General features: G+C 39.5%; 19 protein-coding genes, 2 tRNA genes and 1 pseudogene. 13 read left to right on the top strand and 9 right to left on the bottom strand.

The window, feature by feature from the left end; all coding sequences use genetic code 11:
• Nucleotides 1-17: 17 nt before the first annotated feature.
• On the bottom strand, nucleotides 18-620 hold the full coding sequence (gene hflD, locus PSH50_RS01025; protein WP_004586725.1) for a high frequency lysogenization protein HflD: 603 nt from the start codon (nucleotides 618-620) through the stop codon (nucleotides 18-20).
• Nucleotides 620-1,720, bottom strand: a complete 1,101-nt coding sequence (gene mnmA / locus PSH50_RS01020; RefSeq protein WP_004586724.1) for a tRNA 2-thiouridine(34) synthase MnmA — start codon at nucleotides 1,718-1,720, stop codon at nucleotides 620-622. The genes hflD and mnmA overlap by 1 nt, the downstream gene beginning before the upstream one ends.
• 338 nt (nucleotides 1,721-2,058) lie before the next feature.
• Here mnmA and PSH50_RS01015 point away from each other — a divergent pair, with 338 nt between their 5' ends.
• Nucleotides 2,059-3,327, top strand: a complete 1,269-nt coding sequence (locus tag PSH50_RS01015; protein WP_273587386.1) for a diguanylate cyclase — start codon at nucleotides 2,059-2,061, stop codon at nucleotides 3,325-3,327.
• A 54-nt stretch (nucleotides 3,328-3,381) separates the two neighbouring features.
• On the opposite strand, the pseudogene PSH50_RS01010 reads toward PSH50_RS01015, so the two are convergent.
• The 7 genes and pseudogenes from PSH50_RS01010 to PSH50_RS00980 form a co-directional block, all read right to left on the bottom strand.
• Nucleotides 3,382-3,824, bottom strand: a pseudogene (locus PSH50_RS01010) (NUDIX domain-containing protein).
• Nucleotides 3,817-4,503, bottom strand: a complete 687-nt coding sequence (locus PSH50_RS01005; RefSeq protein ID WP_273587384.1) for a pseudouridine synthase — start codon at nucleotides 4,501-4,503, stop codon at nucleotides 3,817-3,819. The pseudogene PSH50_RS01010 and the gene PSH50_RS01005 overlap by 8 nt, the downstream one beginning before the upstream one ends.
• Nucleotides 4,503-4,832, bottom strand: coding sequence for a TusE/DsrC/DsvC family sulfur relay protein (locus PSH50_RS01000; RefSeq protein ID WP_004586720.1), 330 nt, complete (start codon nucleotides 4,830-4,832; stop codon nucleotides 4,503-4,505). Before PSH50_RS01000 ends, PSH50_RS01005 begins: the two co-directional genes overlap by 1 nt.
• A 3-nt stretch (nucleotides 4,833-4,835) precedes the next feature.
• Nucleotides 4,836-5,102: a sulfurtransferase complex subunit TusB gene (tusB, locus tag PSH50_RS00995; RefSeq protein WP_273587381.1), complete on the bottom strand. Its 267-nt coding sequence runs from the start codon at nucleotides 5,100-5,102 to the stop codon at nucleotides 4,836-4,838.
• Nucleotides 5,099-5,455, bottom strand: a complete 357-nt coding sequence (tusC, locus tag PSH50_RS00990) for a sulfurtransferase complex subunit TusC (protein WP_273587379.1) — start codon at nucleotides 5,453-5,455, stop codon at nucleotides 5,099-5,101. The genes tusB and tusC overlap by 4 nt, the downstream gene beginning before the upstream one ends.
• The gene (gene tusD, locus PSH50_RS00985) at nucleotides 5,452-5,805 is read right to left on the bottom strand and encodes a sulfurtransferase complex subunit TusD (protein WP_004586717.1); all 354 of its coding nucleotides are present in this window, start codon (nucleotides 5,803-5,805) and stop codon (nucleotides 5,452-5,454) included. The genes tusC and tusD overlap by 4 nt, the downstream gene beginning before the upstream one ends.
• Nucleotides 5,806-5,860: 55 nt before the next feature.
• Nucleotides 5,861-6,526 carry a Bax inhibitor-1/YccA family protein gene (locus tag PSH50_RS00980; RefSeq protein WP_004586716.1) on the bottom strand — a complete coding sequence of 222 codons (666 nt, stop codon included), beginning with the start codon at nucleotides 6,524-6,526 and terminating at the stop codon, nucleotides 5,861-5,863.
• 251 nt (nucleotides 6,527-6,777) lie between these two features.
• Here PSH50_RS00980 and PSH50_RS00975 point away from each other — a divergent pair.
• The 12 genes from PSH50_RS00975 (at nucleotide 6,778) to PSH50_RS00920 (ending at nucleotide 19,954) form a co-directional block, all read left to right on the top strand.
• Nucleotides 6,778-6,868, top strand: a tRNA-Ser gene (locus tag PSH50_RS00975).
• 52 nt (nucleotides 6,869-6,920) lie between these two features.
• Nucleotides 6,921-7,011 (top strand) — tRNA-Ser (locus PSH50_RS00970).
• Between the two features lie 769 nt (nucleotides 7,012-7,780).
• Entirely contained in the window at nucleotides 7,781-8,161 is a 381-nt protein-coding gene (locus tag PSH50_RS00965) for a hypothetical protein (protein WP_273587375.1), read from the top strand.
• A 128-nt stretch (nucleotides 8,162-8,289) separates the two neighbouring features.
• The gene (locus PSH50_RS00960) at nucleotides 8,290-8,748 is read left to right on the top strand and encodes a GAF domain-containing protein (RefSeq protein WP_004586714.1); all 459 of its coding nucleotides are present in this window, start codon (nucleotides 8,290-8,292) and stop codon (nucleotides 8,746-8,748) included.
• Nucleotides 8,748-9,026 carry a hypothetical protein gene (locus PSH50_RS00955; RefSeq protein ID WP_004586713.1) on the top strand — a complete coding sequence of 93 codons (279 nt, stop codon included), beginning with the start codon at nucleotides 8,748-8,750 and terminating at the stop codon, nucleotides 9,024-9,026. The genes PSH50_RS00960 and PSH50_RS00955 overlap by 1 nt, the downstream gene beginning before the upstream one ends.
• Nucleotides 9,027-9,041: 15 nt before the next feature.
• Complete coding sequence (proQ, locus tag PSH50_RS00950; protein WP_004586712.1) at nucleotides 9,042-9,680, top strand: RNA chaperone ProQ; 639 nt, start codon at nucleotides 9,042-9,044, stop codon at nucleotides 9,678-9,680.
• A gap of 26 nt (nucleotides 9,681-9,706) precedes the next feature.
• Nucleotides 9,707-11,731, top strand: a complete 2,025-nt coding sequence (gene prc / locus PSH50_RS00945; protein WP_055253727.1) for a carboxy terminal-processing peptidase — start codon at nucleotides 9,707-9,709, stop codon at nucleotides 11,729-11,731.
• A gap of 181 nt (nucleotides 11,732-11,912) precedes the next feature.
• Entirely contained in the window at nucleotides 11,913-13,373 is a 1,461-nt protein-coding gene (gene nhaC, locus PSH50_RS00940) for a Na+/H+ antiporter NhaC (RefSeq protein ID WP_273609222.1), read from the top strand.
• A 42-nt stretch (nucleotides 13,374-13,415) separates the two neighbouring features.
• Nucleotides 13,416-16,010, top strand: a complete 2,595-nt coding sequence (pepN, locus tag PSH50_RS00935; RefSeq protein WP_273609221.1) for an aminopeptidase N — start codon at nucleotides 13,416-13,418, stop codon at nucleotides 16,008-16,010.
• Nucleotides 16,011-16,232, top strand: a complete 222-nt coding sequence (locus PSH50_RS00930; RefSeq protein ID WP_024033528.1) for a DUF2835 domain-containing protein — start codon at nucleotides 16,011-16,013, stop codon at nucleotides 16,230-16,232.
• 250 nt (nucleotides 16,233-16,482) lie between these two features.
• Nucleotides 16,483-18,576: a DUF1302 domain-containing protein gene (locus PSH50_RS00925; RefSeq protein ID WP_004586707.1), complete on the top strand. Its 2,094-nt coding sequence runs from the start codon at nucleotides 16,483-16,485 to the stop codon at nucleotides 18,574-18,576.
• Between the two features lie 13 nt (nucleotides 18,577-18,589).
• Nucleotides 18,590-19,954 (top strand): DUF1329 domain-containing protein, encoded by a 1,365-nt coding sequence (locus tag PSH50_RS00920; RefSeq protein WP_273587369.1) that lies wholly within the window; start codon nucleotides 18,590-18,592, stop codon nucleotides 19,952-19,954.
• Nucleotides 19,955-20,024: the final 70 nt, after the last annotated feature.

Below are 20,024 nucleotides of genomic sequence, written 5' to 3'. Positions count from 1 at the left end.
TTAGTTTTGAACGATAATTAAATGTTTGTTTTTGCAATAGCGAGAATTTTTCTTTTTGCAAAGAAAAAGTGACGGCGTTTACCGCCCATTTGTCGCCATAATACAGCACTGCGAATTCCTGCTAATAAAAGGGCACGAATTTTATTTTGCGTTTGCTGCTGTTTTAATAACTCGGGTTTACCATAAACCTGAATTCGGTGCCCAAGGGGGCTCAGCACCGACGAGTATATATCTGCTAAACCGGCAACTACGGTGTCATCGGTTATGGCAAAGTGATCTAAGCGACGATGAATGTCGTCGATACGACGGCCAAGTTCAGCTAAGCTTTTTGGCTCGTTATTTAAAATACGTTCAAGCTGCATTAAACCACCTACGTACTTAACTATTTCAACATCTTTTTGAGCGCCAGCAGTAAGCTGCGCCATTAATGTTTTATAGCCGTCGCGCAAGTTATGCGTACCTTGATAAACATCAACCGGCGATGCGGGTGATGTTTGTACAATACTTGTAAATAGCACGTCTAAGTCTGAATCGTTTGCGCTGCCGTATTGCGCGATTTTTTGTACTTGTTTAGCCACTTGGCACATGGCGGCAAGCGCCATGACTTGGTGTTGATTCATTACTTAATCACCGAATCTATAATACCGCCACCTAAACACACATCATCGGCATAAAATACAGCTGATTGACCCGGTGTAACGGCTTTTTGTGGTTCATCAAACAATACGCGTGCCATACCATCTTCCCCAACGAGAAGAGTACAATTAATATCTTCTTGGCGGTAACGGGTTTTAACGGTGCAGCGCGTTGTACCTTGAGGACCAACACGGTCTACCCAATGTAATTGATTGGCGTTTAGACCATTGCTGTATAGGCGAGGGTGGTCTTTACCTTGTCCGACAACGAGCACATTGCGCTCAACGTCTTTATCTACAACGTACCATGGCTCGCCAGAGCCTTCTTTCATGCCACCAATTAACAAGCCTTTACGCTGGCCAAGTGTATGATACATAAGCCCTTCGTGCTCACCAACGTTGTTGCCGTCAGTATCTTCAATCACACCAGGTTGAGCAGGTAAAAACTTTTGTAAAAAGTCTTTAAATTTACGCTCCCCAATAAAACAAATACCGGTGCTGTCTTTTTTATCGTGGGTGATTAAGTCTTGCTCTTCTGCAATACGGCGTACGTCTGGTTTAGCTATATCGCCTACTGGGAAAAGAGTTTGGCCTATGTGTTCATGGCTTAAGGTATATAAGAAATAGCTTTGATCTTTGTTATCGTCTAAGCCTCGGCACATAACGTATTTGTCGTCTCGTAGTTCACGACGAACATAATGGCCTGTTGCAATATAATCGGCGCCAAGTGCTTGTGCTGCAAATTCTAAAAATGCTTTAAATTTAATTTCTTTGTTACACATAATATCTGGGTTTGGCGTACGGCCCGCTTTGTACTCTTCTAAAAAGTACTCAAAAACGTTATCCCAGTATTCGGCTGCAAAGTTAACGGTATGAAGCTCGATGCCTAATTTGTCACACACTGCTTGTGCATCTTTTAAATCTTCAGCGGCTGCACAGTATTCGTCATTGTCGTCTTCTTCCCAGTTCTTCATAAACAGGCCTTCTACTTGGTAGCCCTGTTGTTGTAATAAATATGCAGATACAGAAGAATCAACACCGCCGGACATACCAACGATGACTTTAATGTGACTATTTTCGCTCATGAATAATTTCGCTTATACAGATTGCTGTTAACTAGGAAAGGCCGCGATTATAGCACGCATTTTGTTTTTGCTTAAAGGGAGGAGTGGCGCAAACACACGATTTTGTAGTTATTTTATTCATATAATAAATAGCAAATAAGACTGAATCGCATTTAACATAAAAAATGATGAAAAATTTAAATAAGCCATTGTAAAAAGATATTTCGGTGCCATTATTGTCTGAGCGCATAATAATAGCGTCCATATTACCTTGTGTTTGTTGTACAATTAAGGAACAGGCAAGATTTTTGTATTAAATTTGCATTTTATTGCCTTAATATTTTCAACGGAATGAATATATGAATTACGCCTTTCAGGTAAAAAAACTTACGACCCTAATTACGTTTTATACGACTAACTCAAGCTTTCATGTAAAGCAGTTACTTGAAAACCCGACGAGTGAGTTTAAGCAATCTGCCTACAAACTTTTTCATGAAATATTTAAACACAGCGTACCCGTAGACTCTCAACAGATTAGCCCCGTTGATGCTATTTTTGATTCAGTTACCGCATCTTTAGCTTTAATTAACCAATCTGAAGTGGCGTTAATTGAAGCAACACAAAAATGGTGGAACGAGTGGTACTTTGTATTAACTATGGAGCATTCGCTTTCTCACGAAAAAGAAGATGCGCCATACAGTTTCCTTTCTAAAAAAATGCATCATCCTATGAAGCGCCACGAGATGAGCCACTACGCCCATTTATTTACTATTTTGCCTATGCCTATCTCTAATGTGTGTGCTAAAACCGGTGATATTATTAGAGTTAATCAGCGCTTTATAGATGTATTTGGTTATACCGTTGATGACTTACCTAACTTAGAGCAGTGGTGGGTTAATGCATACCCAGATCCTCACTATCGAGAGTCCGTGAAAAAAATGTGGCAATCGGCGTTAGAAATTGGCAATGAAACAGGGCAAGACATCCCCGCGCATGATTACCATGTTACTTGTAAAAACGGTAATACAATTACCATGGAAGTATCTGGAATCAATTTGGGCGATGAATATATTGCTGTATTTAATGATGCGACCAAGCGTTTAGAAGATCAAAATATTTTACGCGACATGGCATTTTTAGATTCGCTAACACAAATAGCAAATAGACGTCGTTTTGATGAAAAGCTAAGTAAAGAGTTCGAAAAAGCCGTTGAGTGTGGTGACGATTTGGCAATTATTTTAATCGATATTGATCACTTTAAACTCTTTAACGACCGCTACGGGCATGTTGAAGGTGATTTATGTTTGTATAACGTGGCGCAAGCAATAGCTTGTACGGTAAGCCGCACCGAGGACTTTGTGGCGCGTTATGGCGGAGAAGAATTTGTTGTATTGCTGCCTCAAACCGATAAACAAGGGGCCTTATTTATTGCTGAGCATATTCAAAAGGCAATTGAAGAGCTGCACATCCCTCATGAAGACAGCTTTACCGGCTACTTAACCCTGAGCATGGGTATTCACGCAATTAATAAAGATGATAGCTGCGATCAAAAAGAGTTTATTAAGGCCGCCGACAGCGCACTTTATTATTCAAAAAGGCAAGGACGAAATTGTTTAGCATTAAGTTAATTTATAGCCTTGGACTATTTATATAGCTTTGAGAATTATATAAAGCGTAGATGTTTAATTATCCTCGTAAATAAAGTCTACGTCTTGAATAGGGCGGTTTAGGCTGTCTTCAATACATTTTAAAACTAAATGGCTTCTTAGAGGCAGTGCTTTTATGTCTTCTAAACTGTGCCAGTTGGCACTAATTATATCTCCATCTTTTGGGCAGGGCTCAGTGGTGACTTGAGTGCCATCAAACATAAAACAAAAGCGTAAGTAATGCACCCCATTACCGCATGTAAGTTATAAACACCGATTAAGCCCGTGGAGGTTAGGGACAAACCTGTTTCTTCAAAAAGCTCTCTGCTGGCTGCTTGAGCCAGTGTTTCGTTTACTTCTAAATGGCCAGCAGGTTGGTTATAACAAATATTAGAAGTAAATTTATCTCGCTCTTTTACCAGTAAAAAATGCTCTCCTTTTTTTACTACAGCAGCCACCGTTACATGGGGTTTATGCATTTACCTTACCTTTTATAACACTGTACTGTGCGCTGTTTATGCCATCTAGCGTGTAATTGCCAATACTGTAGCGAATAAGCCTTAATGTAGGGTGCCCAACGTGGGCGGTCATACGGCGAACTTGCCTATTACGCCCTTCATTAATTGTAATACTTAACCACGTTGTAGGAATCGACTTTCGCTCTCTTACCGGCGGCACGCGAGGCCAAAGTTTTGGCTCGTCAATAATTTTTACGTTTGCGGGTAAGGTCATCCCATCTTTTAGTTCAACACCTTTACACAGGGCATTAATGGCCTCTTCACTAGGCTCGCCTTCAACTTGCACCCAATAGGTTTTATTGGTTTTTTTATTCGGTGCGGTAAGGGTATTTTGAAGCTTTCCGCAGTTTGTTAAAAGTAACAAGCCTTCACTGTCACGGTCGAGTCTGCCTGCAGCGTATACATCTTTAATGGGAATAAATTCAGCCAAGGTTTTTCTTTTGGCATCGTCTGTAAATTGGCAAAGCACATCGTAAGGCTTGTTAAATAAAACAATTTTTCTATCTTTAGGCGCTATAGCGGGTTTAATTTCACGCGAAGTTGTACTTTTTTTAGTGAGCGAATTGCGTGAGTAAGTTCTACCCGTGGTTCGTTTAGTGGTACTTTTACTTGCGCGATTATGCATTGGTTTGTTCGCCATTAAATACACCTAGCGGGCTTGGGTAAGCCAGCAATTTTTGTGGCTTGTTTTGCAGGCCCCTTGGGAAATAATTTATACAAATAAATACTATTGCCTTTGTCCTCGCCAAGCGCTTTAGCCATGGCTTTAACAAGCATTCTTATTGCTGGGCTGGTGTTATATTCTAAGTAAAAATTGCGCACAAAATTAATCACTTCCCAGTGTTGTTCACTTAAGATAATGTTTTCTTGCTCGGCGATAATGGGGGCTAACTCTTTTGTCCACAAGGTGTAATCTAGCAAGTAGCCTTGTTTATCAGTGTCGATTTGTTGATTATTAAATTCAAGCATGGATTACCAGGTAATAGATTGGTTAGTAGATAGAGTAAGGGCGACAAACTCATCGTAATTAATAAGTGTTTGGCCTGGGCTTAGTTTAACTGCGCGTGCCTGCGCATCCTCTAAAAGCAACAATAGCGAATCGTTTAATTGAAAATACTGCTTAGCGGCATAACAGGCATCACCAACAAGGAGTACTTTATCGGTGTATTTAATTAAGTTTTCAAGCTGAGTAGAGTCATAATAAGCCAGTGGCTTTGAAAAAATGTGTAATGTACTCATAGGTTCACCACAAAATCTTGCTGGCCGATCAGCAGTTGTTGCTCAGTGTAATTGAGGCTGGTTGAATCAATAATTAATTGAGATTTGTTTAAGTTATAATCTAGTAACGATTTTTCACATACATATATGTTTTCTACTTCATAGATTTCAAGCGTTTTGATGTTTTTAAAAAAATCTTTTACACCAAGTTGCTGTGTTGATTGATTATGTTTTAAAGCAAGCACTGCAGGGCCGCTAAATAGCCAGCTAATATTTTGATCAACTGCGGCAAATATTAGTGCCATGTCTAGGGCATCGCGGGTATTAAGCTCATCAAAGGGGCTGGATTGGCTCATTACTAAAACGTTTTTCATTTAAACTGTATCCATTTATCTGCATCACTCGCTAGCATGGCAAATTCTGCAAGCCCGGCTACAGTAAACACACCTGTTTGGCTTGTGTTTAAGCCACGTTTTTCTGCTGCAGTAATACATAGCATTAAGTTGACGTTTTTATCTGCAAGTTGTTGCCATTGCGTAGGAATTTGCAGCTCGTCAGAGGCTAGCTCAAAGTGAGCTGACGCGTGATAAATCCCATTTTGATACAAAAATATCGCATCTATGGTGTGGCCTTGTGCTAAACATGCATTCGCAAACTTTATAATACGTTGCGTTGAGTCATGATCTGAAGGAGGAGTATGTAAAGAAAGAACAAATCGCGCCAAAACAATTCCAATAAAAAAGCCCCAATAAAGGGGCTATTTTAACAGAACTATTTAATTAGTCATCACTTGCGCCAAGAAGGTGCAGTAAAGAGGTAAATAGGTTATATACGTTTAAGTATAGAGCGACCGTCGCGCGAATGTAGTTAGTTTCGCCGCCATTAATAATACGGCTAGTATCAAATAAGATTAAGCCAGACATAATTAACACAACAGCAGCGTTAAGCACCATAAACATTAGCGAGCTGCCAATGAAGATGTTAACTATGCTTGCAACAATAACCACTAGTAAGCCTACTGTTAAAAAACCACCCATAAATGAGAAGTCTTTTTTAGTGTTTAATGCATAAGCCGATAGACCAAAAAATATTAATGCAGTAGAACCAAGCGCCTGCATAATAAGCATAGGGCCATTAGGCATAGCTGCATAATAGTTAAGTAGTGGGCCAAGGCCTGCGCCCATACAGCCTGTAAAAGCAAACACCCAAAACACGCCTGAGGCTGAGTCTGCTTTTTTGTTTACAACAAATAATAAACCAAACGAAACCAGTGTGAACACAATTCCCATAAAGTAAGGTAATTGTAATGCCATTGAAATACCCGCCGTAACAGCACTAAATGCTAATGTCATGGCCAGTAAGAAATAGGTGTTTTTAAGTACCTTGTTTGTTTCAATGGTCGACATTACCGGTTTAGCGGTATTGTACGAATGATTAAATGCCATTGTAGAGCTCCTTTAAGTGAAACATGTTTGTTTCGATAATTTAACTAAAATTAGATTACCAACTCTTATATGTTTGGGCAAACCTTTGTAGATCAATAGAGTGTTATTTTTTAATTAAAGTTCATTTAAGCATCAAAAAGAAATTATTTGTTTCATCTTTAAACAAATTAATTGTTTTTTAAGCACTTAAACAATTTTTTAAAAAAAAAGCTTCACAAAGCCAATGGGTTTCCCTATTATGCAGGCCGTGCGGAGAGATGGCAGAGTGGTCGAATGCACCGGTCTTGAAAACCGGCATAGGTTTGTAGCCTATCTAGGGTTCAAATCCCTATCTCTCCACCATCTTATTACAATAATTATGAGTACACTCTTACTTGTAATTTATAGCACTTTCGGAGAGATGGCAGAGTGGTCGAATGCACCGGTCTTGAAAACCGGCATGGGTTTGTAGCCCATCTAGGGTTCAAATCCCTATCTCTCCACCATTATATTAAAGCCCGCTTTTTAGCGGGCTTTTTTGTTTTTACGCTTTATTATCAGGCCATCTTAGGTTTCCTCGCTTATTTGCCCATTTCGGTTTGCTATTAGCCGCTATTGATAGATTATTAACATATTCATGTACTACTTTTATTTTTTAGATTTTAAAATTGGTCATTAAAATAGTATGTTGTGGCTCAAGGATGATTTACCTTCAAGAAAACTTATTATTTATCGTGTAATGATGCTCATTGATAACGTTGTTTGTTTTATTTGTATTCCAACCTTTTGACACAATTAACGATACATCATCACTTTTGCAGCTTTGCTGTGCTGTATACCTATGACGCTGGCTATGCGTAAATTAGTCATTAATTGAAGAACGTATTTAATATTGCAATCTAAAGGTTAGGTTTTACTGACGATAGCGTCTATAAGGTAGTGAACTTTGTCTTATAGGCGACTAAGCAGCTCAAAGTAAGCGTGGGCAGGTAAAACAATGCGTGTTTGTTTTTTGTTAGCAAAACATTATTAAGCCCATTCACTAAACAGCCCAACATAAATTAAATCTTCAAATTAACACACCTTGCAAAGGGGGTTAAAGGCCCTTGCTAGAAACGCGAAGGTATATTTTTTATAAAATTAAAATGCCTAGTTACAGCAGTTTAAAGAGTGCTTGTTTTCCCATCATAAATTACGACCATAGTCTCTATTTCTAACCTTAAGAACTTGGTGCATGCTTAATATAATGTTTGTAGTGTGTAATTAGGAACTTATATGAAACATCAACTAGTCAAAAGTGTAGCGCTTTCTTTATTATCCCCTGTGATTGTTGGTAGTTTACTTGGCCTTTATTATGGGCTCACTATGAATGGCGATGCGGTTACCATTTTTTTACAACTACTGATGAGTGCAATTGCGAACGCACATATTGTTGGACTGACTATGGCCGCTTTTGTCGTACCGGGTTATTTGCTTATGTTTAAGTATGCAAAAGTGAATTATTCAGGTGTACTGACTCTTGGGCTGCTCGGTGGCGCAATATTTAGTTATTTACTCAGTGCTACAACAGGTGAGATATTTTTAATTAATAGTGTAATGGCAGCTTTTGCCGCAGGACTATTTTTATTTGGCCTGCGTAAAACATCAAAAAAATAATTGCAGAAATATTAATCAAGCGTGCTGAAAAACGGCGCTATTTCTGTTTTTTTGCCTGTAAAAGGTTTCAATTTTTCACGACAAAGAGTACCTTTAGCTACTGTCTGTTTAATAAGAAGTAGTTTGGTATGCAAAAGCACGATTTTTACCAGTCATTAGTTAAGCAAACTGAATCACTAATTGCTGGTGAATCTAATGTCATTGCTAATATGGCTAACGTAAGTGCGCTATTATTTACCTCATTAGAAGATGTAAATTGGGCGGGCTTTTACTTTATGGATTCGCCAAGTGAATTAGTGCTTGGGCCTTTTCAAGGTAATCCAGCGTGTATTCGTATCCCTGTTGGTAAAGGGGTGTGTGGTACGGCTGCAGCAACGTTAGAAACTCAACTAATTGAAGATGTACATGCGTTTGATGGCCACATAGCCTGCGATGCAGCGTCTAACTCTGAGATTGTTGTACCTATCATGAAAAATGATAAAATAGTTGCTGTTCTTGATATCGATAGCCCAACTATTGGTCGATTTGATACTGATGACCAAGCAGGTCTTGAAGCATTAGTTAAATGCTTAGAGGCAAGCTTATAATGAAAGACTTGCTAAATGTTCAAGACTACCTATTCGCAGTACAAGATGTAGGCGATTGGGAAGGGGAAGAAGAACATGTAGCGGAAACGCTCAATGATTTGATTCACATAGCCTGGGATAAACTTCCAGATGATTTAGATTGTGAATCAATCGATGAAATAATAAATGGTATTTGGGAACACCTTCGAGGTGATTTGGCTGTACTTGAAGCCGACTTCGAAGAGTTAATCGACTGGGTAATACACTACGTTGACTCGTCCCTTGATGAAAAGATGTGAAAAATAGGTTCTAAAATGGAAACCACAAACAAGCTAAAAGATATTAATGAAGTGCTGGAATTTCTTTATCAAGAATTTCCACAATGTTTTAAACAAAAAGACGGTATTAAACCGCTTAAAGTCGGTATTTTTAAAGATATTGCCGAGCGTATCGAAGGGTCTGAAAAAGTAAGCAAGACTCAAGTACGTCAAGCGCTTAGAAAATACACGTCTAACTGGCGTTATTTAGAAGCTGTGACTAAGTCAGAGTTTCGTATTGATCTTGATGGTAATCAAGGTGAAAAAGTTGAGCAAGAGCACATTGACCACGCTCAAAAAGCACTAGAAGAAAGCCGTGCTAAAATGGCAAAACGCAAAAAACAACAGCGTCCACGCCAAGATTCAGATTCTAAATCTTTCAAGAAAAAACCAGCCCACGCTAGCAAAAACAATGCACAAGCTAACAAACCAGCTAAAGCAGCCCCTGCTAAACGTTCAGGAAAAGTTGAACCTTTACCTGCAAGTGAGGTCAAGGTTAATAACAAGGTTAAGGTTAAACTTGGCCAAGCACTTGTAAATGCGGTAATTACTGAAGTAAACAAAGACGAAGTTCATGTTGAATTAGTAACAGGCATGCAAGTTAAAACCAAAGCTGACAGCTTATACATTATTTAAGTTGTAAATAAATTAAGGAGTTGTGTATGAGTAAAAAGTTTACGCTCATTCCGTTAGTTGCTGCCCTGTTTTCGGGTTCTTTATTCGCTTCCGTAGAAGCGGCAAAACTTGAAGACTTGCCTGTACTTAAACAAGAAAGTCAACATGGCACTGCCAGCAAACGAGTGGCTAACTTATTTGCTCGTTCACACTATACACCGGTTCGATTTAACGATGCGCTTTCTAGCAAAGTGTACGATCGTTATATCGAATCCCTTGATTTTAATAAAAGTGTGTTTTTAGCAAGCGACATTGCTGCGTTTGAAAAATACCGCAACGATTTTGATAATGCTATTACCACCGGTAAGCTTGGCTTTACGTTTGATATTTTTAACTTAAGCTTAAAGCGCCGTTTTGAACGTTATGATTATTCTTTATCACTACTAGATAAAAAAATGACGTTTGATAAAGACGATGAATACTTTTTTGACCGTGAAGATTCAGCATGGCCAGCATCGCAAGCTGAGCTTGATGAAATTTGGCGTGAACGCGTTAAATACGATGCCTTGCGTTTAAAAATGACAGGCAAAGATTGGGAAGGGATCAAAGAGGTCCTTACCAAGCGTTATAAAAATGCACAAAAACGTTTAGTTCAAACAAATTCAGAAGATGCATTTCAAATTGTAATGAACTCGCTAGCGCGAAGCATTGAAGCGCATACGTCGTATTTATCGCCGCGCCGCGCAGAACAATTTAAAATGGATATGGACTTAGAGCTTGAAGGCATTGGCGCCGTTTTAAGCCCAGATGAAGATTACACCGTTATTCGTAGCTTAGTACCAGGTGGACCTGCCGATAAAACAGAGCAGCTAAAAGCTGACGACAAAATTATTGGTGTTGCCCAAGATCAAAAAGAGTTTGTTGATGTTATTGGCTGGCGTTTAGATGATGTAGTTGATTTAATTAAAGGCCCTAAAGGCACTAAGGTACGTTTACAGTATCTTAAAGGCTCTGATGCACATGGCACGCCTAAAGTAGTTGAAATCACCCGTGATAAAATTCGCTTAGAAGATAGGGCTGCTAAATCTGAAGTATTTGAAGCGAGTTATTCAAATTTAACTTCAAAAATTGGTGTTATCGAGATCCCAGGCTTTTACAACAATCTTTCAAAAGACGTTAAAGTTGAATTAGCTAAACTTAAAGAAGAAAACGTAGACGGTATTATTATTGATTTGCGCCAAAATGGCGGTGGATCATTATATGAAGCTACACAGCTATCAGGCTTGTTTTTTGACCAAGGTCCGGTTGTACAAATTCATACATTAAATAACCGTATCGAAGAGCAAAAAGACCGTGACGGAATTACCTACTACGATGGCCCATTAACTGTTTTAGTTGACCGTTACAGTGCTTCAGCCTCTGAAATTTTTGCCGCCGCAATGCAAGACTATGGCCGCGCAGTAATTATAGGCGAGCAAACCTTTGGTAAGGGAACGGTTCAGCAGCACAAAGGCTTAGGTCGTGCGTACGATTTATACGACAACGACTTAGGTAGCGTACAATACACTATTGCTAAGTTTTACCGTATAAACGGCGGCAGTACTCAGCATAAAGGGGTTATTCCTGATATTTCATTCCCTTCGGCGATAGACCCAGCAGAGTGGGGCGAGAGCAAGCAAGATAATGCATTGCCGTGGGATAGCATAGTACGAGCTAAGTATAATAGGCAGGGTAATTTAACGCCTGTAATCACTTATCTTGAAAAACAGCACGAAGTACGTATTAAGTCAGAGCCAGAGTTTGGTTACGTATTTGATGATATTGCCCGTTACAATGAAGAGAAAGACCGCAAAACTATTTCTTTAGTTGAAGCAGACCGTATTAAAGAAAAAGATGAAAATGAAGCACGTACTCTAGCGCGCACTAATGAGCGTTTAAAGCGTTTAGGTAAAGAGCCAATAGAAAACCTAGATGATGTACCTGAGGTAATTGAAGAGCTTGACCCTTTCTTAGAAGAGGCAGCACTGATCACTCAAGATTACATTAACTTTGGCCGTATCGCTAAAAAATAAACACGTGTTTACCCCGTTTAAAAGGCGCTTTTTGCGCCTTTTTTGTTACCTAAATTTCGCTAAATTGCTATAATCGCGAATTACTAAATTGAGTTACATTACTGTGGCTTAAAAAAAGCACTGATACGCTAAAAATAATAAATAACCACGCCACGATATGTGGTGTGCAGGAGTCACTATTTTGAAGCCTTTAGAAAAACCGATTAAACCCGCCTCGTTTTTTGATGCACTTGTTCCTATCACTGTTTTAATTTGCCTTTTAGGCGCAGCGGTATATTTATTTGGCGATAACTCGTCATCAGGTCCTAACCAAATAGCGTTATTATTTGCCACCTTTGCTGCGGCACTAATAGGGCTAAAAAATGGCTACACGTGGAAAAAGCTTGAAGAAGCCATGATTGAAGGTATTACCTTATCATTGGGGGCTATTTTAATTTTATTAATGGTGGGCGCCTTAATTGGTACTTGGTTGTTGTCGGGTACCGTGCCAACGCTCATTTACTATGGCTTACAGGTTATTAACCCAAGCTGGTTTTACGCCGCAAGCTGCTTAATTTGTGGCATTGTTGCAATGAGTATAGGTAGCTCTTGGACCACAGCTGCCACCATAGGTGTGGCGCTTTTAGGGGTGGCCACCGGGTTAGGGCTTGATCAAACTGTGACGGCAGGGGCGGTTATTTCGGGTGCTTACTTTGGTGACAAACTCAGTCCGCTTTCTGAGACTACTAACTTAGCACCGGCTGTTGTTGGAGCTGATTTATTTGAACATATTCACCACATGTTATGGACTACTGTTCCTAGCTTTGTCATTGCATTAATCATTTTTATATTTATGGGCTTTAATGCAACGGCTTCTAACGAAGCCGGCAGGATTGACGAAATAACAGCGATTTTAGAGCAAAACTTTAATATTGGCTTTGAAATGCTAATTCCATTAATTGTGCTGCTAGTTTTAGCTATTAAAAAAATGCCAGCGTTTCCGGCTATTTCAATTGGCGCTGTAATCGGTGCTGTGTGGGCAATGTTGTTTCAGTCTGATTTAATTGCGACACAAATTGACCTTTCTCAGGGTGAGTTGGTTGGTTATTTTAAAATTATTTGGACAACTTTTTTCGATGGTTTTAGCATCGACACGGGTGATGACAAAATGGATTCATTGCTCAGTGGTGGCGGAATGGCAGGTATGTTAACTACAACATGGCTGATCATGACAGCTCTTATGTTTGGTGCCATTATGGAAAAAACCGGTTTATTAGATATTTTTGTTAATAGCATTTTAAAAATTGCAAAAAGCACAGGCTCGCTTATTACATCAACCATTGCTACTTGTGTGGGCACAAACTTAATAGCGGCTGATCAATACATTGCTATTGTAGTGCCAGGTCGTATGTTTAAAGAAGAATATAAAAAGCGTGGATTAAAGCCCGTTAATTTATCGCGTACTTTAGAAGATGGCGGCACAATAACTAGCCCGTTAATTCCGTGGAATACCTGTGGTGCATACATGCAAAGCGTTTTATTAATCAACCCATTTGACTATGCCTTGTATGCTTTCTTTAATTTAATTAACCCTTTCTTAGCCATTATTTATGCGTACGTAGGCATTAAAATTTTACGCATTGAACCCAAGCAACCTGCTTAAATCTAAATAGCTCCTTTTTAAGGAGCTTTAGTTGGAGTAACTATGACTGTTTCAGCAAAGCCAAAAGCGCAATACTTAAAAGACTACACTGCGCCTAATTTTTCTATAGAGCACACTGAACTCACTTTTGACTTACAACCACTAAATACAAAAGTGACGGCGCTACTAACGCTTAAAAGAACAACAAATCAAAACTCAACGCTTGTGTTAGATGGCATAGACTTACAATTAGTGGAGCTGCAAGTAGATAATGTTGCTTATACTAATTATAAGATTGAAGGTGAGCACCTATTCATTAATGATTTACCTCACACATGCCAGCTCAAAATTGTTACTGAAATTTCTCCTGATACAAATACCTCTTTAGAAGGCTTGTATTTATCTGGTGGAGCGTATTGCACGCAATGTGAAGCGCAAGGTTTTAGAAAAATAACCTACTTTTTAGACCGCCCTGACGTGCTAAGCACGTACGATGTGACGATTATTGCTGATAAAAGCTTTAAGCATTTACTGTCAAATGGTAACCAAATTGACAGTGGTGAAACAGCTGATGGCCGCCATTTTGCTAAATGGCAAGACCCATTTAAAAAGCCAAGTTACTTATTTGCATTAGTAGCGGGTGATTTTGATGTACTAAAAGACACTTACACAACAAAAAGTGGGCGCGAAATTGAGCTTGCGTTATTTGTTGATAAAGGCAATTTATCTAAAACACCGCATGCAATTAACTCATTAAAAAAAGCCATGCATTGGGATGAAACGCGCTTTAACCTAGAATACGACTTAGATATTTACATGATTGTTGCCGTAGATTTTTTCAATATGGGAGCAATGGAAAACAAAGGGCTAAATGTATTTAATAGTAAATGCGTATTGGCTAACCAAGAAACCGCCACCGATAAAGATTATCACACGATAGAGTCGATTGTTGGTCATGAGTATTTTCATAACTGGACGGGTAACCGTGTTACCTGTAGAGACTGGTTTCAGCTATCGTTAAAAGAAGGGCTCACAGTATTTAGAGACCAAGAATTTAGTAGCGATTTAGGCTCACGCGCACTTAACCGCATTGATGCCGTTAAGGTAATGCGCACACACCAGTTTAGTGAAGATGCGGGGCCAATGGCGCACCCAATTCGCCCAGAAAAAGTTATCGAAATGAATAACTTTTATACCGTAACGGTGTACGATAAAGGGGCTGAAGTTATCAGAATGATGCACACCCTGTTAGGTGAGGTTAACTTTCAAAAAGGGATGCAGCTTTACTTTGAACGCCATGATGGCCAAGCGGTTACCTGTGATGATTTTGTTGCTGCAATGAGTGATGCTTCAGGCATAGATTTAACGCAATTTAAGCGTTGGTATAGCCAATCTGGTACACCACGATTAAATGCAACACAGCACTATGATCACGATAAGCAACTTTATACTTTAACAATTGAGCAATCAGCTCCGCTAAATCAGCCAGATAATAAGAGCCTTCACATTCCATTTGCCATCGAATTATTAGATGAAAATGGGCAAAGTATTGCACTTACTTATCAAGGTGAAAAACGCGACCACGTGCTTAACGTAACTGCGCCAACGCAAACGTTTTACTTTGATCAAATACCTGCTCGCCCAGTGGCTGTACTACTTGAAGATTTTTCAGCGACCTGTATTTTAAGCCAGCAAAATTCAGAACCTGATTTACTGCATATTATGCGTTTTGCGCGCAGCGATTTTTCGCGTTGGGATGCGCAGCAGCAATTATTTATTAATGCAGTTAAGCAAGCAGTTAACGCACCTGAACACGCAACATTAAGTGAAAACGTTATTAATGCACTACGTGTGTTAATAAGCGCACAAAGTGGCGATTTAGCACTGGTAGCAGAGCTTATAAAACTGCCAAGCTTTGACACGTTTGCCGCTGAGTTTGACATAATTCCTGTTGACGAAATCATTACAATCACAAGATTGTTTGAGCAACAGATTGCCGAGCAATTATCTGATGAGCTTTTACATTGTTACAGTTCGTTAGTAGATGATGGCAGTATAAATTCAGATGCAGTGGCTATAAGAGCGCTTAAAGGTGTTTGTCTACATTACTTAGCTAAAATACCTTCTGAGCAAGTTGACCGCTTTATTAAAAAATCGGCAGATTCACCGAATATGACCAATGTTTTAGCTTCATTAAGTGCGGTAGTAAAAGCATCACACCCATTAAGAACAACGTTGTTAGATCATTTTGATAGCCAGTGGCGTCATGATGTTTTAGTTATGGATAAATGGTTTGCGCTGCAGGCTATGCAATCTGGTGATGATGCTATTGAGAATATAAAAGCGTTGTACGCGCATCCTAGCTTTGATTTTTCAAATCCAAATCGTGTACGGGCATTAGTGGGCAGCTTTAGTCATTTTAATACCGCACAATTTCACCGAAAAGATGGTGAAGGTTACGCATTATTAGGTGATTTACTTATTAAGCTAAACGCGATTAATCCGCAAAATGCCTCTAGAATGTTAACGCCTTTCATGTCGTGGAAACGCTTTGACACAACCCGTGCTCAAGCAATGAAAGCACAGTTGCAACGCTTAGCAAACCTTGAAGGATTAAGTGCTGATTTATTTGAAAAGGTTGAAAAAGCGCTTAATTAAATGATTGAGTATTACTTCTCTTTACACCTGAGCTATAACAAATGCATGGACTACTACCATGGTCGTTTTAGCTCAGTACAAGTGGTTGAGGATAACGGTAAAACAATACGTTTTGCCGCCTCGCACTTACGCCCTTACATTTCATCTATAGGAATAAGAGGGCGTTTTAGACTTTTACTTACCCCCGAGAATAAATTTATTCGCCTCGAACGTATCGCCTAACCTGCTGTTTTTATGTTATAGATACATAAAAATATTATCTTTTTGTTAATTTCAATTTGTTCTATTGTTAATTTACGTGTATAAATTATCTGGTATGACGTCTTACCAATACGTAAACGTCAGCTCAAAAAATATAATAATTGATTGAACGCGACCATTTGTAATTTTTTATAATCGCTTCTATCGTTAAGATTACACTAAAAACAATAACTTGATCACACATAATTACCCACGACAGGGGGGATACACAATGATAAGAAGATCGCTTTTTGTTAAAAACAAAATAGCTATAGGTTTAGCAGCCGCAAGCTTAGGTTTATCTGCAGCAGCGAATGCAGCAAATTTTGAGGTAGGGGGCTTTGATGTCACCTTCGACTCAACTTTTTCCTATGGTCAAAGCGTCCGTGTTGAAGACAGAGATTTCGACATTATTGGTAAAAGCAATAATCCTGCATTTGATTGGACTGGGTATAATCCTTCATTAAATACAATTTATTCTTCTCAAGATGTTTGGGCTCAACCAGGCTCTTACTCTAATAATGGCGATGCAGGTAATCTTAATTTTGATAGCGGTGATTCGTTTTCAAAATTATTGAAAGGAACACACGACCTTTCAATTAGCAAAGATAACTACGGCTTATTCACACGTTTTATGTACTTTTACGATTTTGAGTTAATGGATGGTGATAGAGCCTACGTTAACCCAACCTCAGGACAAGGCGTAGATCCATGTGATGATGACGACACAAAAGAGCAAAGCTGTGCCGACATCCGTTTATTAGATGCCTACGTTTGGGCAAATTTTGACTTAAACGATGGCAATAACCCGCTGTCAATTCGCCTTGGTCAACAAGTAGTTAACTGGGGTGAGAGTACACTTATCTCTCATGGTATTAACGTAAACCCGGTCGATATTGACCGCTTAAAAGCGCCAGGTGCTGAGCTTAAAGAAGCATTTATTCCTGTAGGTATGCTTTGGGCGTCATTAGGGATCACTGAAAATATTACTTTAGAAGGTTTTTATCAGTACCAATGGCATGAAACACGCCTACCGGCTGCGGGTACTTATTTTTCTACCAATGACTTTGCAGCAGAAAACGGCTATCAGCAAAATGTACAGTTAGGTTTTACTTCAAACCCTGACATTGATATGGCCTTTTTAACCGACAGCCTTAATAACCTTTATACTAATTTTGCTCAGGTAGCCGCTGCACAGGGTATTGACCCAACAAGTGCTGAAGGCCAAGCCCTGCTTGCAAACATGTATTTAGCTCATCCAACTAAAGTTGCGCTTAAAGGTAAAGGCGATAACGGTAAAACAGAGCCAGATGACGGCGGCCAATATGGTCTACGTTTAGGTGTATTTTTACCAGAGTGGAACGACACAGAAGTGGCGTTATACCACGTTAACTACCATAGTCGACGTCCGCTAATTTCTGGTCGTGTTTCTAACTTTTCTCAAGCTGCCATCGCACAAGATCTAGCGATGATTGCAACAACAGAAATTACAGATGACAACGTGGCAGATTTAGTTGCGTTTTCAAAAGCAGAAAATGATTACCCAGAAGATATTAAACTTTACGGTTTAAGCTTTAACACCACAATTGGCGAAACCGCGTTTGCTGGTGAGTTTGCATTTCGTAAAGACGAACCGTTACAAATTGATGATGTAGAGCTACTTTATACCGCCATGCCTGAACAATTGGCGCTTGCCGGTATTCGCCCAGACTTTGCGGGTATTTCGCAAATGAGTTTTGGTGATGCGATTAGCTCTGTAGCGGCAGGTGAAGTTGCACAAGGTTATATTGAACGCGACACATCACAAATTCAGTTTACTGCAACACATTTATTTGGCCCGTCATTAGGTGCTGATAGCTGGGCTGTAGTAGGTGAAGTAGGTGCTGTGAAAATTCATGATATGCCTGATTACGACGAAATGCGTTTAAATGTGTCGGGTACAGGTCGAAGTGGTGTGATCACAGGCCCAGGCACTACTGACTACACAACATTACAACTAGGCCTTTCTAATGGGCCAGAAGAAAAGTCGTTTGCAACGGCATCATCTTGGGGTTACCGCCTAATTGCTAAAGGTGATTACTTTAACCTTTACAATGGCATTAACTTCTCTCCACGATTTGTATTTTCTCATGATGTAAACGGTAACACACCTGATCCTATGTTCTTGTTTATTGAAGACCGTAAATCGTTGGGTGTAACGATGAACTTTAATTACCAAAATGCATGGTCACTTGATGTGAGCTACAACTCATTTTGGGGTGGTGGCGATATCAATACTTTCTCAGATCGTGACTACGTTTCTTTCAATTTAAAATATTCAATTTAGGGGTAATATTAGTATGATTAAAAAACCTACCCTCATCGCTACCGCTTTGTGTAGCATGTTTTTAAGTTCAGCGGCAATGGCAAAAATGAGCGCTGAAGAAGTTGCACGTTTAGGACAAGACTTAACGCCATTTGGCGCAGAAAAAGCAGCCAATGCTGATGGGTCAATTCCAGCGTGGAATGGCGGTATTACATCTGCACCAGAAGGTTATGAGCCAGGCATGCACCATTTAGACCCGTATTCTGCGGACAAAGTGTTGTTTACCATTGATAACACAAACCTTGATAAGTACAAAGCTAACTTAAGCCCTGGTCAAATTGCTTTATTTGAAGCATACCCAGATACGTTTAAAATGCCTGTTTATGAAACGCGCCGCTCTGCGTCTTACCCACAGTTTGTATACGATGCAACAAAAGAGTTTGCTGCAACGGCTGAGCTTATTGAAGGTGGCAACGGAATAAAAAATACCGCAATTGGTATTCCATTTCCTATTCCTAAATCTGGCTTAGAAGCTATTTGGAATCACTTATTACGCTATCGTGGACAATCAATAGAGCGTTTTGGTGGACAAGCTGCACCCACCGCATCGGGTTCGTACAATTATGTAGGCTTTGATGAACAACTATTGGTTAAATATTCAGATCCTAAAGCGACCCCTGCAGAGCTTCAAGACTCAAACATTTTGTTTAAATTTAAGCAAAAGGTAACAGAGCCAGCACGCCTTGCCGGTACTGCGCTACTCGTACACGAAACCATGGATCAAATTTTAACGCCTCGCCAAGCGTGGACATATAACTCGGGTCAGCGTCGTGTTCGTCGTGCACCAAATGTTGCATATGACGCTCCAGGTACAGCCGCAGATAGCTTACGTACTACCGATGATTTTGATATGTTTAATGGCTCACCTAACCGTTACAACTGGACGTTAAAAGGTAAGCAAGAGCTATATATTCCGTACAATAGCTACAAATTACACAGTGATAAACTAGAGTACGACGATATTTTAAAACCAGGCCACATTAACCCAGAGCATACGCGTTATGAAAAGCACCGTGTATGGGTTGTTGAAGCTAACTTAAAAGATGATACACGCCATATTTATAAAAAACGCGTGTTTTATATTGATGAAGATAGCTGGCAAGTACAAGTGACCGATATTTATGATAATCGCGACCAGCTTTATCGTGTAGCAATGGCATATGGCTTAAACTACTACGAAGTACCTACGCAGTGGAGTACCTTAGAAGTGTATCATGATTTAAATTCGCGCCGTTACTTAGCTATTGGTTTAGATAACCAAGAAAAAATGTACGACTTTTCAGAGTCGTTTAACGATAACGAATTTACTTCAAGCGCATTACGCCGTGAAGGTAGATAACAACGTAATATGCAGCTAACAGCCCGTTAGCTGCTTTTTTCTTTCTCATCGCGTTTGTCTATACGACACG

The sequence above is a fragment of the Pseudoalteromonas sp. Angola-7 genome, from assembly GCF_028599255.1.
Lineage (GTDB): Bacteria > Pseudomonadota > Gammaproteobacteria > Enterobacterales > Alteromonadaceae > Pseudoalteromonas > Pseudoalteromonas atlantica.
The sequence above is the reverse complement of the archived record's forward strand: the minus strand, read 5'-3'. Positions and strand labels throughout refer to the sequence as shown.

Excerpts from the sequence above, each read along its gene's own strand:
- hflD (WP_004586725.1), bottom strand. The coding sequence starts at position 620 with ATGAATCAACACCAAGTCATGGCGCTTGCCGCCATGTGCCAAGTGGCT.
- mnmA (WP_004586724.1), bottom strand. The coding sequence starts at position 1,720 with ATGAGCGAAAATAGTCACATTAAAGTCATCGTTGGTATGTCCGGCGGT.
- PSH50_RS01015 (WP_273587386.1), top strand. The coding sequence starts at position 2,059 with ATGAATTACGCCTTTCAGGTAAAAAAACTTACGACCCTAATTACGTTT.
- PSH50_RS01005 (WP_273587384.1), bottom strand. The coding sequence starts at position 4,503 with ATGGCGAACAAACCAATGCATAATCGCGCAAGTAAAAGTACCACTAAA.
- PSH50_RS01000 (WP_004586720.1), bottom strand. The coding sequence starts at position 4,832 with ATGCTTGAATTTAATAATCAACAAATCGACACTGATAAACAAGGCTAC.
- tusB (WP_273587381.1), bottom strand. The coding sequence starts at position 5,102 with ATGAGTACATTACACATTTTTTCAAAGCCACTGGCTTATTATGACTCT.
- tusC (WP_273587379.1), bottom strand. The coding sequence starts at position 5,455 with ATGAAAAACGTTTTAGTAATGAGCCAATCCAGCCCCTTTGATGAGCTT.
- PSH50_RS00980 (WP_004586716.1), bottom strand. The coding sequence starts at position 6,526 with ATGGCATTTAATCATTCGTACAATACCGCTAAACCGGTAATGTCGACC.
- PSH50_RS00965 (WP_273587375.1), top strand. The coding sequence starts at position 7,781 with ATGAAACATCAACTAGTCAAAAGTGTAGCGCTTTCTTTATTATCCCCT.
- PSH50_RS00960 (WP_004586714.1), top strand. The coding sequence starts at position 8,290 with ATGCAAAAGCACGATTTTTACCAGTCATTAGTTAAGCAAACTGAATCA.
- PSH50_RS00955 (WP_004586713.1), top strand. The coding sequence starts at position 8,748 with ATGAAAGACTTGCTAAATGTTCAAGACTACCTATTCGCAGTACAAGAT.
- proQ (WP_004586712.1), top strand. The coding sequence starts at position 9,042 with ATGGAAACCACAAACAAGCTAAAAGATATTAATGAAGTGCTGGAATTT.
- prc (WP_055253727.1), top strand. The coding sequence starts at position 9,707 with ATGAGTAAAAAGTTTACGCTCATTCCGTTAGTTGCTGCCCTGTTTTCG.
- pepN (WP_273609221.1), top strand. The coding sequence starts at position 13,416 with ATGACTGTTTCAGCAAAGCCAAAAGCGCAATACTTAAAAGACTACACT.
- PSH50_RS00930 (WP_024033528.1), top strand. The coding sequence starts at position 16,011 with ATGATTGAGTATTACTTCTCTTTACACCTGAGCTATAACAAATGCATG.
- PSH50_RS00925 (WP_004586707.1), top strand. The coding sequence starts at position 16,483 with ATGATAAGAAGATCGCTTTTTGTTAAAAACAAAATAGCTATAGGTTTA.
- PSH50_RS00920 (WP_273587369.1), top strand. The coding sequence starts at position 18,590 with ATGATTAAAAAACCTACCCTCATCGCTACCGCTTTGTGTAGCATGTTT.